We start from the raw sequence: 11,792 nt of genomic DNA, 5'->3' as shown, positions 1-11,792 counted from the left end.
CAAGACGGCAACTACGGCAGAAGCACAGGTCAACGCAGCTTTTCAGCTGGACATTTTCACGCGAACTGTTCTGGCCACTTTCACGCGAGTCACCAGGGAGGTTGTGGACGATGGCGTTCTGGACGAGGTTCGTCATCATCCGCAGTATGAGCGCCGCGGAACCGACGGACTGTGTTGTCTCGCCGGTGACGTCGAGCGTGATCTGGCGCTTTTCGGCGAGGGGAAGCAGCGTTTCGGCGGCTTCTTCGGCTATGAGGGAGAGGTCGACGGGCTCGCGGGTGAAGCTCCTGCGGTCGGCCCGGCTGAGCAGCAGGAGGGCTTCGGTGAGGTTGATCGCCCGCGTGTTGACAGTGTGGAGGCGTTCGATGAGTTCGCCCTGGTCCCGCGTGGGGTCGTTGCGGGCGGCGTCGAGAAGTGTCTGAGAGATTGCCAGCGGAGTGCGCAGTTCGTGGGAGGCGTTCGCGGCGAACCTCTGCTGCTCGGCGACGTGGGATTCGAGTTGTTCGAGCATGGCGTCGAACACGTCCGCGAGTTCGCGGAATTCGTCCTGGCGGCCCTGCATACGGATCCGGTGGGACAGCGACCCGTTCGCGGCCATCCGTGCCGCGGATGCGACCCGTTTGAGTGGTGCGAGCATCCGGCCGGCGAGGATCCATCCTCCCAGGAGGCCGAACACGAGGAGGAAGGCCAGTGCTATGGCCGCGGCGGGGACAAAGCCACGCAGGAGGTCGGAGCGGTTGGGCCCGCTGATGATCACGGGGCCGAACGTCTGCTGGAGGGATCTGGGGTCGTCGTCCGGTACCCAGCGCAGCACGAATACCCATACCACGGCCAGCAAGAGCGCGCCGGCGAGGACGAGGAATCCAGCGTAGCTGATGGTGAGCTTCAGCCGGGCGCTCAGCCCTGGGCGTCTATTCATGAGTGCTGCCGGGGCGCGTGGTGTCCATGCCGGTGTCGATTCGGTAGCCGACACCGGGCACCGTGACGATGAGCCATGGTTCACCAAGCCGTTTGCGCAGGGCGGAAACGGTAATGCGGACAGCGTTGGTGAAGGGGTCGATATTGTTGTCCCAGGCCCGCTCCAGCAGCTCTTCGGCACTGACGACACCGCCTTCGGCAGCGACGAGGACTTCGAGCACGGCGAACTGTTTGCGAGTGAGCACGACATAGCGCCCGTCACGGAAGACCTCCCGGCAGAAAGGATCCAGCCGCAAGCCGACGATCTCGCGGGGGATGCCGCGGCGCAGGCCCAGGGTGACCTCCAGCCGCCCGCCGACGTAGCCACCCAGGAAAAGCCCCTCCCTGACCCCGATCGCTGCGACCGCGACACGCTGTTCGGCCTCCCGGATCTCCCGGATGCGCTCGCGCGGTTCGCCGCAGTCGGCTTCTCCGCGGGTGACGATGAGGTACGCAACATCCGACCAACGCGGCCCAACGTGGGCACAGTTCACATCAGATGAGACTCGCATCGGTTCCGGAATACGCCGGAAATATGCCGCCGCTGTGATCAACCTCGGCGGCGGGCGGCGGGGTCGCATTCGGCGGCATGCCGGGCGACCGTGCCGACGCCGGGTCGCGCGTACCGCTCCAGGGGACCACCACGCGTGGCGGGAGCGGGTCAGCAGCATCGGCGTGGGCTTGCCTTGCTCCGTCGTGTGTCAGCGCGGAGTACCGGAGCCGGTGGAGCGTCCAACCCTCCAACTGCGCGGTCAGGGCTTCGTGACCATGGCCGGCGGACACCGGCCGCGCCTTACCCCGGACCAGGCCGCGCCCGTCCGACGCGGATAGGATTCAGGGGCCTGCGAACCACACGGTGGCCAGGAGCGAGGCAGCGGTGCGCTGGTGGAGGTGTTCGCGCGTGCCTCCCTGCTGGGCGGTGGTTCCGGCGGCCCGCCCGGCCTGACGGTTGAGGAACATCCGTGTCAGCTCGCGCGCTGAGCTCGCGTCGCCTCTGGTGGGTGGCTGAAGGAGTGTCGGGGATCGGGCCGGTGCGCAGCGCAGTCACTCACACCGCGCGACATCACGTCGCAACCACGGTTTCTGCCAGTCTCCTCATAGGTCGTAGGTTTACCCGTAGGCGTAAGGTCTCAGCGGGCCCGCTGCCGTGGAGGTGCTCTTGCCGGTGACGGCTTCGAACCAGGCCGGGGGGACGATTGCAGGAGGTGCAGAACATGGCTCGGCGTTCACGACTGCGGCCGGCTGGGGATGTGGCAGCGGCCGACTGGGCGGTTGCGAGGATCGGGCCGTTCGGGTCCGGCGTGGGTGCTCTCGTGCCGCGCGGATTCGAGGCGTACGCGCGGATTCTGCATCCGGCGTTGGCATCTCACGAAAGCCCCGTGACGTGGGCGGAGGTGGCCGCATGGTCGGGCAGGCTGGTGCATCCGCGGGTACAGTTCCGGGCGCTCGCCACTCCTGCGTCGGATGTGCGAGCGGCGAAGCCTTGGGAGGAGGAGCCCGAACCAGGCACCCTGCCTCCCGCCACATTGGCGGCGCTGTGTGACGTCCTGGCCCGGCACACCACGTCAGGTGACCGCTGCTGGTTCTGCGTCTGGGACGGGTACGAGCCCACGTCAGACGGCCGCGCGACCATCATTTTCACCTCGAAGGAGGGGGACGGGCGGCCGGAGCCGAATCTGCTTCCACCGGAGTTTCCGTCAGGCATCGTCAATGGCCCTCGAGTGGAGCTGCCGCAACGCAGCTATCTCCTGCTCGAGGGCCCGCTCGACGCCGCGGGGGAACTGGCGATATCACTCTTTCCGCAGTCGCCCAACCTGTTCTGGCCCAACGAACAGGCCTGGTGTGTCGCGACGGAGACCGACCTCGACTCCACCTATCTCGGTGGCACGGCGGCGCTCGTCGCCGACGTGCTGGCGGATGAGCGACTGGAGGCCGTGCGGGTCGAGGTGACCGATCCAGTGTGGGCAGACAGCGATGAGGTCAATCGCTGATTCCCAGGGTCAGCACTTCGTGAGGTGCACCTTGGCGGTCTTGGCGCCCATGTTCGCGGTGTGCGGGGTGTGCGGGGTGCAGCCGGGAGGCGCGGTGCCTGGGGTGGCCGACTCGCCCTCGTAGTAGCCGGCTCGGCAGACGAGCGCCGCGTTGCCCTTGGCGGCGGCCCGCCCGACGCTGACGTAGGCTTTGATCTTCGATCCGTGGTTGCTGAAGAGGCCGATCTTTCCGCGGATCATCCTCACCGGCTTGGTGCAGGTCACGCGGACCCGGACGTTGACCGTACCCGGCACGTGGCCAGAGTGGTGAGGCGCACCGTGGTTGGCTCAGATGAGCGCCATCTCGCAGTGGATGCCCTTTGCGCTGGCGGCGGCTTCGCCATGAGGCGAGGGGGGAGTGTAGCGGGGGTTTGGCATGGGGGAACGGTCTTGGGTCAGCCGTCCCGCGAACGTGTGCCCGCGCCGCAGCGCTTGGTGGCGGCGTCGCCATCGGGACCAGTTCACCGCGTGGTCGCGGCGTGCAGTTCGCGCTCCTGCACGGCCATCACCGCGCGGCACGCGTGGGCGAGCATGGCGAGTGTGATGTGCCGGTATCAGCCCACGTAGCGGCGGACCTCGTACTGGTCCAGGCCGCACTCGTTTGCCGCGCTCTGGAAGCACTCCTCGATCTCCCAGCGGCTTCCGGCAACGCGGACCAGGCCGGTGACGGAGGCGTCCAGCGGCGCGCAGGCGAGGTAGCAGGCCATCTCGTCGGGCTTGCCAATGGTGCGGCGGGCCGGCATCCACCGCTGCCGGATCGGCTCGCCGCCACCGAACTCGGCCACGGCGGGCAGGCGGCCAGCGGCCCAGTCGTGGAACCGTTCGCCCTTGGCTCCCGGCCCCGCCGGCAAAGGACCGCAGGTCAACCACACGGCCGAGACCGCGGTGCCGCCCACCCGCGCAGCGACACGGGACGGGCGTGCTCAGCGACAGAGCGCCGGCCCACCGCCGGCCCAACGGCCAGGTCAGCAAATGGGCCGCCACAGCCCACATCAGCCTCGACGAACTCACCCAGCAGATAGCGAAAAACCCAGAACCTCACGACCGGCCCCATGACCGAACCCCAGGAAACGGCGGCCCTGATCCCGCTCCCCCTGTCCGACACAACCAGCAACATCACCGGCACCGACCACACCACCGACGGCGCCACCATCAAAACAGACGGACCCACACCCACACCGAGACCAGGATGCGACGAGAGAACCTGGACACCCCACACGCACACCAAAAACCCCGGAAACCCAACACCCCCAACACACCCAACCACACACCAGCCAGACAACAACAAAACCCACCCCAGCCATCAACCAGCGGACCACGCCCTCGGACGGCGACCAGTACAGCCCGATCTCAACGGCGGGATGCGCGCGCTTGCAGGCTGCCAGCGACCAGGTGAGAGTGAGGAAGGCTCCCGACTCCAGCCTCACCGTGCTCAGGCCCTCCCTGGTGGCCCCCGGCGACAGCACGCCGCCCCGCATCGAGCTCGCCCAGGGCACATACGACGTGATCGCGGAAGAGCTTGCCGCTGTCGTCCAGCCGGAGCCCGCCGCCCTGACCGAACAGTGAAAGTGCCGCCAGGCGCCTGAGCTGTGTGCGCGAAGAACAAGCGTAATTCGGTGGCGTCTGACGTGGAGATCAGGAAGGCTCGCGCGCATGGTCTCGGTATTGCAGAACGTGGCGATCGACTGTGCGGATGCCTACGAACTGGCCCGGTTCTGGAGCAGGGTGACCGGCCGGCCGCTGCACCCGGAAGACAAACCAGGTGACCGGGAGACTCAGGTACTGCTGGCGGAGGGCCCAGTGCTGCACTTCAACCAGGTACCCGAGGCTAAGACGATCAAGAACCGGATCCATCTGTGCTTGCGCCCAGAGACCTCACGCGATCAGGAGGTGGAACGGCTGCTCGGCCTCGGCGCCACCTTTGTCACCGATCACCGGAATCCCGACGGCTCCGGCTGGGCAGTCCTTGCTGATCCCGAAGGCAACGAATTCTGTGTTCTGCGCAGCGACTCCGACCGAGCCGCCATGACTTCCTGACACTCACGCGGTCACCCCCGCCGGTCACAGCCCTCCCTGACGGCTACGACGAGAACGGTCGCTTCGCAACGGGCGGCGAGTTTGCCATACCGGACGGCCACCGCCCGGTGCCTCTTGAGGCAGTTGATGCCGCATTCGACTGCGTGGCACCGGCGGTAGTCGGTCTTCTCGAACGTCGGCGGCGGCCACCACGAAAGCCGGGCTCCCGGCAGTCCGCGAACTGGCCGACCCTGTTCAGGATGGTGCAGCGAATCCCGCGTCTACGCAGACAGGCGCGGTTCGCCCAAGACGAGTACACCTTCCACGCGGACTCTGCGCGGCCGAGTCCCCAAGTGCCCGCCCAGATCGCCGTCGATCTCCGTGAGACTGGCATCCCAGGCGGGTTGACCGGGTACGAGTACCGGCCGCTGAGTGAGGCGGTGTTCCTCGGGGGGATCGGTGAGCGTGGGCGGGTCGGTCGCCATCGCAGCGAGTGGCCTGCTGGGACGGATCGCCGTCGACATGGCCACTGGTCACGTGGCGCAGATCCCCACAATCGGGTCAGCGATGGCCAGCCACGTGAACAGCGACCTCGGCTCCGTCAACCGATACGTCGCGGCCGTGATCGCACGCTTCCCGTTCTATCCGAACGGCGACGCGGAAAGGTGTGAGGAGGTGGCGGAAGAGCTTCGCGATCTCACCTCCGGCATCGACAAGACCGCCCTCGTGCACAACGGTCGGCGTTTCACGACTCTGGTCATCTCGCCGAGGTCCGCGGCGGCCAGATTGCCCAGGTCGCGCTTGACCAGCGCCCAGATGCCCTCGGTCGGACTGAGGTCAGGAGTGTAAGCCGGGAGTTGGAACACGGACAGCCACTCGGCGCTCGCGTCGATGAATTCCTTCATGCCGGCGACCAAGAGGTGGACATTTGCCCCAGACCGGCACGATCGGGCCGCCGAGCCGGATACGGGCGGCGCACGACCAGGTCGCGGGAGTCCAGCCATCCGAAGCCCTTCGGCTCGTCCCTGCAGAGCCGATACTCGCGGATCGCAGGGACGAGCCGGGATCGCCTGCCCGGCTTGAAGCAGGCCATGCCCGCCATCGGCACCCGCCCCAAGCCTCGGCCCCGCACCCGCACGACCGGCGTCTGGCCGATCCGACCCCAGGTCCTGGCACGCGGCGGAGTCTTCGACTGCCCGGCTTCGTCCTCGAAGACGACCCAGGCGCCGCGCTCTGCCGCGGTGCTCCTACCCGCGGCCATGCCTCCTTCTTCCACACCTCGACCGCATCGGCGTCGCGTTCGATGGCTCGCCCGGTCGGCTGCTGCCAGCTCCAGCCGTGACGCTTCAGCAGCTGCCAGGTGCCCTCGACGGTGTAGGAGACGCGGAACAGGCGGCCGATCAGTGTCTTGATCCGCTCCAGCGTCCACCGCTGGTCCGCCCAGCCGTGCACCAGCGGGCCGCGCTCCAACTCTCTTCCAACCTGGCGATCTGGGTCTCGCTGAGCCGGGGCCGCCCCGGAGAACCCTCCGACAGGACCCCGGCCTCGCCGCACTCGCGCCAGGCCCGGCGCCACCGCTCCACCGAGCGCTCGCTCACCCGCAGAGCGGAAGCGATCTCCCCGTTCGTCTCCCCACCCCCGAAACGGACGACAGTCTGCAACCGGATCCGCTCCCCCGCGGTCCTCGGCGTCGGTCAGTCCACCACCCTGCGCGTATCTCTCCCCCAGGAGCTACCGGCCCCCGTCCGACCGGCCGCTGTCGGGCGAACAGCCCGACAGCACCCAATCAGGTTCAGCAGCAGGGGCCGTCCTCCCGACAGCATGCGGATCGGCACCGGGAAATGAGCACCAGAGTCCCCCTGCTATGGTGCGCCGATGTCATCGGTCAAGCAGTTCCAGGTCACCTTCGACTGCGCAGAACCTGAGCGCGTCGCTCGCTTTTGGTGCGAGGTGTTGGGGTACGTCGTACCGCCGCCACCGGAGGGGTTTGCTACGTGGGGTGATTTCGATCGCTCTCTGCCGCCTGAGCGGCAGGGTTCAGCGTTCGCCTGCGGTGACCCCTCAGGCGTGGGCCCGCGGCTGTACTTCCAGCGCGTCCCCGAAGGCAAGGTCGTCAAGAATCGGCTGCACCTTGACGTGCGAGTCGGCACCGGGCTGGTGGGGGAAGAGCGCCTCGCCACGCTCGAAGCCGAGTGCGCACGATTGGTCGCGCTCGGCGCGGTACGCGTGCGACTGCTGCTTGCCGATGACCACAACGAGTCGTGCATCGTGATGCAGGACATCGAGGGCAACGAGTTCTGCCTCGACTGAGCATCCTCTGAGGCGGCGAGGTGGGAGCCGTCTGCCTCGGGCCTCTCAAAGGTGGTCCCGTGCGGGGCGGGAGTCATCCCGTGAGGGCGAGGTTGTGAAGTCGGGCGATGCCCAGCATCGCGGTGTGAATGCCGTCGCCCTTCAAACGGCAGTCGCGAAGGATCTTCCAGGTCTTCATCCGCACGAGGACGTGCCCGACGCGGGCCCGGACCTTGCGGTGGGAGGTGTTGTGCTCCTTCCCCAAGCAGGCAGTACGGTCCGGCCGCGTTCGCGGCGGTGCGGGACGGCCAGACCGGTGCCCTCATAGCCGCTGTCCGCGATGACCGTGGTCCGGCCGACGGCAGTCCTCACACCGGACAGTTCCCACGCCTTGCAGTCGTTGCGGCTGCCGGTGACCGGCCGGGCGACGACGAGTCGCGGGTCGGCGTCGATGATGACCTGGTGGTTGGCCGAGTGCCGGAGCTCTTGGCCTGCTCGGCAACCGTGTGATCCCGCGTGGGGACCAGAGTGCCGTCGGCGATCAGCACGACATCCTTCCGGAACCGCTTGCGAGGCTGAAGCGCGAGCGACGGCCCGAGGTGGCCGATGATGCGCTCAGCCGGCCGACTTCGACACCCCGAACAGCGGGCGAGCTGCCGCAGCGTCAAGTTCGTACGTCAGTAGGCCGCTGCCAGCAGGAACCGGTCCTCCAGGGGCAGGCACCACGGCCGGCCCTTGAGTACCGGGTCCGCACCCTTGACGCCCCATCGCAATGACCAGTTTGCCGCACTGCCGTGGGCTCAGCCCGGTGAATGGGGCTGTCCAGGCCGGATCCGACACCGTGGTCACACCAGCCAACACAAGATCATCTCACCCGTGACCAGCAGATACGGAACCACCCTTAGGTTCCCGGGGTTGCGGCCGCTGTGTGGAGGGTGTCGGTGTATCCCTCGCGCAGCGGTCCGCCCAGCAGTTCCAGGACACGGCAGGAGGCGGCTACCAGCGCCTTGGGGTCTGCGTGTTCGGCGAGCGCCAGGTGCCCACGCAGCAGTTCCTGACCGAGGATGGGGTCGGCCTCAACCAGGCGCCGAGGCAGCCATTTGCCAGCCCCGTTCCAGGCGCGGTGGTGAGCGGTCAGGAGGTAGGCGGCTTCGCGAAGCACGCGGTCAGCGATCGCCAGTTGCTCGTGACGATCGCTGCCGGGCCGGGTCTCGGTCAAGTCGTCCAGGAGGTCCGTGAGCAGGAAGCGGCCTGCGTCGCACTCCTGTGGAGTGAGCGGGTCGGGACCGGCGGCGAGCAGGTTACGGGCCTCGGCGCGGAGTTGCTCGGCGTGGCCGTGGGGGTCGTGGAGCAGAACGGATTCGGCATAGAGGAACAGCGCGGTTGCCCGGCGGGTGACCCGGCTTCGCAAGAAGGCTTGCCGTAGGTCCGCCCGGGTGTTCAGGAACGCCTCTGCCAGGCGGCCCTCGTGGCGGAGCACCTCTCGGCGGCTGGCCCCGTCGTCGGGAAGGAGAACGGTGATGTCGAGATCGCTGGCGGAGGTGGCCTGCCCACGGGCGCTGGAGCCTCCCAGTACGGCGCCTACGGCATCCGGGTAGCGGACGGCGACCAGCCTTCTGGCGCTGCGGACATACAGGTCAACTGAGCGAGACAACGACGCCTCCGGCGTGTGATCGCGATGGGGCTGCCGGGTGCCGGGGCCGCGAAGGGCCCTCCCGTTTCTTCACCTACTTGGCGGTTCGACACCGGTCAGCAGAGTCCCGAAAGCTGTGAACAGGGCGAGGAACACCATGGTGCCAGCAGCGCCGACGTCGTTCTCGACCACATGGCCGCCGACGAAGAACCATGCGATCGCGCCGAGCATCACCAGCAGGCGATGGCCGCGTTCCCGCAGCACCGGCATCGACACCACGCCCGTAATCCCCGCGAAGAGCGGAGAACGTCCCGTCCGGATCGGTCTCCCCCGCCCACTCGTCCAAGAACCCCTAGAGCCAGTAACGGACGACAGCCGCCACCACCGACACGAGTGTGCCCTTCAGCCAGCGGGAGGGCCTGCCCTTCATCATGTCCTCACTCTCCCATGACGCCGTGGCGGAGGTATGAGCACAAGTGGGTATGAGTGCGTGCCCTTCGCCGCCGTGCCCGTGGGCGCGAACAGCTCCCGGCTGCAGGCGCGCCTCGGCGGCACGCCAGACCTCGATCAGCCGAGCCCTGCTCTTGCATCCCACGTCAACGGTCGCAGTCCGGATCCCGTTCGAGGACGGGCGGGATGACCTTGCCCAGACGGAATCGTTGGCGGCGTCCAGTGGACCCCGTACTGGAATCCCTCCTTGCGCAAGCAGGCGCTCCCGGCACGTATACCGGAAGCGGATCAAGGCAGTTGCTGAGCAATCACGGGCGGAATGAGGCGATCTCGCCCCGATCTGGCCCACCCGCACCCCATCCGACGGGCCAGGGTCCCGACCCGGCAGAAAGTGCCTGATCACACAGGGGGTGCGGGTGTTATGGTCCCTCGCATGGCTGAACTGATCGTTCCCACGGGTCGGCTGCATTCCTCGTGGCTCACGGCGCGTGACGAGTGGCAGGCCGGCGCTCACCAGGACGGGGCCGGCCTGCGTCTGGCCGGTGACGATGACCTCGACAGCCCGGAAGGGTTCGCCTCATGGGTCGAGCGACTGCGACAGCAATCGGACCGGTCGCTGCCTGTCGGGGAAGGACGCGTCCACGCAACGCACTGGTGGATTGTCGATGGCGAGACGTACCTCGGGGCCATCGACCTCCGGCACTACCTGAACGCCTTTCTGCTGGAAGGCGGCGGAAACATCGGCTACAGCATTCGGCCTTCCGCCAGGAGACGCGGACTGGCCTCGTGGGCGCTGGCAGCGGTCCTGCTCAAAGCGCCGGCGCTCGGTCTGGACCGGGTCCTCCTCACCTGCGACGACGGCAACATCGGCTCGGCACGCACCATCGAACGCAACGGCGGCGTCCTCGAAGATGTACGCAGCACCGAAACCGGGGTCAAGCGCCGCTACTGGATCACTCTCAACGACGCTGGTCACAGCCATTCACTGATAGCCGCGACGAGGACGGCCGCCTCGTAGCAGACCGCGCGCGTGTCGTACCTCATGGCCACGACGCGGTGTCGTTTGACGCGATTGATACCGCACTCGACCGCGCGTCTCCTCTTGTCGTCCCCGGGGTCGAACTTCGGCGGACGACCGCCGAACGAGCTGCGCTCCTTGCAGTTGCGGGCCTGATCGGCCTTGTCCGGGATGGTGCAGCCGATGCCGCGCCCTCCACAAGCAGGCGCGGTTCTCCCGGGAAGTCGTACGCCCTGTCCGCGCACACCCGCCTCGGCCGGACGTGCGGCCTGCCCAGCCCCGGACGGGACACCCGGACGAGGACAGCCTCGAACTGCAAGATATCCCGCACTGCCCGGCGATACGACGGACCTGAATTTCCGGCCCTCCTCGACGCCCAGATGCAACTCAGTAGCCAACCCGCCACGCGAGCGCCCGAGCCCCTGGTCATCCGGCTCGACAGCAACGCCCCCGGACGGCTCCATCTGCCCCAGCATCCGACGGTCCGAGGAATCCCGCCGATCAGGCGATCGGCCTCTCCCGGCACCTCGGCGCGTGATGCCCCGTCCCGTTCGTTCTGTTCCCGTCCCGCGTGAGCTGGTCCGCTTCGTCGACGTCTCACGCGATCTGGTCGCAGCTACCTACTCGTAGATCCGCGCGACTGAGAGCTGTAGGGCTACGGATCTCCACGTAACGGGTTCGAGTTGCGCGTGACGTGGTGAGTTGGCGCCCACCCAAGCGGCCCAGGCGCCGAGCCAGTCGTAAAGGGTGCTGTGCGCCCAGCTACCTCCATCGCCTGCCCATTGACCACGGTCGATCTTTGCCTGGCACTCCTCTTGGTCCCGAGCGAAGTCGGTGGCGAGCGTCGCCACATACCTCCGCAGGTCGCGGGGCGTGTCGACCTCGTTCGGTTCGATTTCGGAGTCCGCGAGCACGAGGTTGAAGCCCGGCGATATCGTGCGGGCGATGTCCAGTTGGTACGCCAGTCCCTGCCAGCCGGGTCGGTCGGGTGCTTCTTCGTGAAGTAGGTCGGTGCCGTCGAGGCGGCCGCCGAGCAAGCCGGCCCACCCCCACAGAAGACCATCGATGGTCCGGTTGGTCCAACGGCTGACCGTCGGCGGCTCTGCCTCCTGGCCGCTGCACGCCTGCTCGCAATCGAAGGCCAAGAAGCCGAGGTAGGCAGCGAAGCCCTGCCGGGACTCCACCTGTCGCCAGGAGTCGATGCTTCGGGATGCGGACACATCGAGAGGCTATGGCCCGCCCTGGCCGGCGTCGACCAGATTGTTTGAGGATGAGCGCGCTGATGGCACGCGTCTCCCCGCTGACTCCGGGCAGTGGGCTGCCAGGAGTGTCACGCACCGGTACGACCACGGTGGTCAGCGCGACGGTCTCCGCCTCGTCGGCGAGGCCAAGCCAGAGC

General features: G+C 67.7%; 15 protein-coding genes and 2 pseudogenes. 6 read left to right on the top strand and 11 right to left on the bottom strand.

The annotated features are described in order from the left end of the window. From ACFV2X_RS47640 to ACFV2X_RS47630, 3 genes and pseudogenes are all read right to left on the bottom strand, one after another. The coding region (locus tag ACFV2X_RS47640; RefSeq protein WP_385628672.1) for a sensor histidine kinase at positions 1 to 919 on the bottom strand (919 nt) is incomplete at its 3' end. After that, positions 912 to 1,229, bottom strand: a pseudogene (locus ACFV2X_RS47635) (winged helix-turn-helix domain-containing protein); the annotation flags it as partial. The pseudogene ACFV2X_RS47635 and the gene ACFV2X_RS47640, both read right to left, overlap by 8 nt. Before the next feature lie 562 nt (positions 1,230 to 1,791). Beyond that, a complete protein-coding gene (locus tag ACFV2X_RS47630) occupies positions 1,792 to 1,917 on the bottom strand; it encodes a hypothetical protein (RefSeq protein WP_385628662.1) in 126 nt (41 codons plus the stop codon). Positions 1,918 to 2,207: 290 nt separating this feature from the next. On the opposite strand from ACFV2X_RS47630, the gene ACFV2X_RS47625 reads away from it, so the two are divergent. Continuing rightward, on the top strand, positions 2,208 to 2,948 hold the full coding sequence (locus tag ACFV2X_RS47625; RefSeq protein WP_385628659.1) for a hypothetical protein: 741 nt from the start codon (positions 2,208 to 2,210) through the stop codon (positions 2,946 to 2,948). 9 nt (positions 2,949 to 2,957) lie between these two features. On the opposite strand, the gene ACFV2X_RS47620 is transcribed toward ACFV2X_RS47625, so the two are convergent. Beyond that, positions 2,958 to 3,242, bottom strand: a complete 285-nt coding sequence (locus ACFV2X_RS47620) for a hypothetical protein (RefSeq protein WP_385628658.1) — start codon at positions 3,240 to 3,242, stop codon at positions 2,958 to 2,960. Between the two features lie 299 nt (positions 3,243 to 3,541). Next, positions 3,542 to 3,772 (bottom strand): hypothetical protein, encoded by a 231-nt coding sequence (locus tag ACFV2X_RS47615; RefSeq protein ID WP_385628656.1) that lies wholly within the window; start codon positions 3,770 to 3,772, stop codon positions 3,542 to 3,544. A gap of 613 nt (positions 3,773 to 4,385) precedes the next feature. On the opposite strand from ACFV2X_RS47615, the gene ACFV2X_RS47610 reads away from it, so the two are divergent. From ACFV2X_RS47610 to ACFV2X_RS47600, 3 genes are all read left to right on the top strand, one after another. Then, positions 4,386 to 4,553 carry a hypothetical protein gene (locus tag ACFV2X_RS47610; RefSeq protein WP_385628653.1) on the top strand — a complete coding sequence of 56 codons (168 nt, stop codon included), beginning with the start codon at positions 4,386 to 4,388 and terminating at the stop codon, positions 4,551 to 4,553. Between the two features lie 87 nt (positions 4,554 to 4,640). Next, the gene (locus tag ACFV2X_RS47605; protein WP_385628651.1) at positions 4,641 to 5,024 is read left to right on the top strand and encodes a VOC family protein; all 384 of its coding nucleotides are present in this window, start codon (positions 4,641 to 4,643) and stop codon (positions 5,022 to 5,024) included. Positions 5,025 to 5,468: 444 nt separating this feature from the next. Then, entirely contained in the window at positions 5,469 to 5,852 is a 384-nt protein-coding gene (locus tag ACFV2X_RS47600; RefSeq protein ID WP_385628649.1) for a hypothetical protein, read from the top strand. Here the strand turns inward: ACFV2X_RS47600 and ACFV2X_RS47595 are convergent. After that, positions 5,841 to 6,455: a winged helix-turn-helix domain-containing protein gene (locus ACFV2X_RS47595; RefSeq protein ID WP_385628646.1), complete on the bottom strand. Its 615-nt coding sequence runs from the start codon at positions 6,453 to 6,455 to the stop codon at positions 5,841 to 5,843. The genes ACFV2X_RS47600 and ACFV2X_RS47595 overlap by 12 nt on opposite strands. Further along, positions 6,404 to 6,664, bottom strand: coding sequence for a helix-turn-helix domain-containing protein (locus ACFV2X_RS47590; RefSeq protein WP_385628644.1), 261 nt, complete (start codon positions 6,662 to 6,664; stop codon positions 6,404 to 6,406). Before ACFV2X_RS47590 ends, ACFV2X_RS47595 begins: the two co-directional genes overlap by 52 nt. A 214-nt stretch (positions 6,665 to 6,878) precedes the next feature. Between ACFV2X_RS47590 and ACFV2X_RS47585 the strand changes: the two genes are divergently transcribed. Then, complete coding sequence (locus tag ACFV2X_RS47585) at positions 6,879 to 7,313, top strand: VOC family protein (RefSeq protein WP_385628642.1); 435 nt, start codon at positions 6,879 to 6,881, stop codon at positions 7,311 to 7,313. Positions 7,314 to 7,386: 73 nt separating this feature from the next. Here the strand turns inward: ACFV2X_RS47585 and ACFV2X_RS47580 are convergent. From ACFV2X_RS47580 to ACFV2X_RS47570, 3 genes and pseudogenes are all read right to left on the bottom strand, one after another. Next, positions 7,387 to 8,150, bottom strand: a pseudogene (locus tag ACFV2X_RS47580) (transposase). 43 nt (positions 8,151 to 8,193) lie between these two features. Continuing rightward, positions 8,194 to 8,946 (bottom strand): nucleotidyltransferase domain-containing protein, encoded by a 753-nt coding sequence (locus ACFV2X_RS47575; protein WP_385628640.1) that lies wholly within the window; start codon positions 8,944 to 8,946, stop codon positions 8,194 to 8,196. Positions 8,947 to 9,015: 69 nt separating this feature from the next. Continuing rightward, on the bottom strand, positions 9,016 to 9,204 hold the full coding sequence (locus tag ACFV2X_RS47570; RefSeq protein ID WP_385628637.1) for a hypothetical protein: 189 nt from the start codon (positions 9,202 to 9,204) through the stop codon (positions 9,016 to 9,018). Between the two features lie 604 nt (positions 9,205 to 9,808). Between ACFV2X_RS47570 and ACFV2X_RS47565 the strand changes: the two genes are divergently transcribed. Beyond that, positions 9,809 to 10,393, top strand: coding sequence for a GNAT family N-acetyltransferase (locus ACFV2X_RS47565; RefSeq protein WP_385628635.1), 585 nt, complete (start codon positions 9,809 to 9,811; stop codon positions 10,391 to 10,393). A 620-nt stretch (positions 10,394 to 11,013) separates the two neighbouring features. On the opposite strand, the gene ACFV2X_RS47560 is transcribed toward ACFV2X_RS47565, so the two are convergent. Next, the gene (locus ACFV2X_RS47560) at positions 11,014 to 11,613 is read right to left on the bottom strand and encodes a hypothetical protein (RefSeq protein WP_385628633.1); all 600 of its coding nucleotides are present in this window, start codon (positions 11,611 to 11,613) and stop codon (positions 11,014 to 11,016) included. Positions 11,614 to 11,792 lie beyond the last annotated feature (179 nt).

The sequence above is a fragment of the Streptomyces sp. NPDC059679 genome (assembly GCF_042734105.1).
In the GTDB taxonomy this organism is placed as follows: Bacteria; Actinomycetota; Actinomycetes; order Streptomycetales; family Streptomycetaceae; genus Streptomyces.
This window is presented reverse-complemented; position numbering and strand designations above follow the sequence as displayed.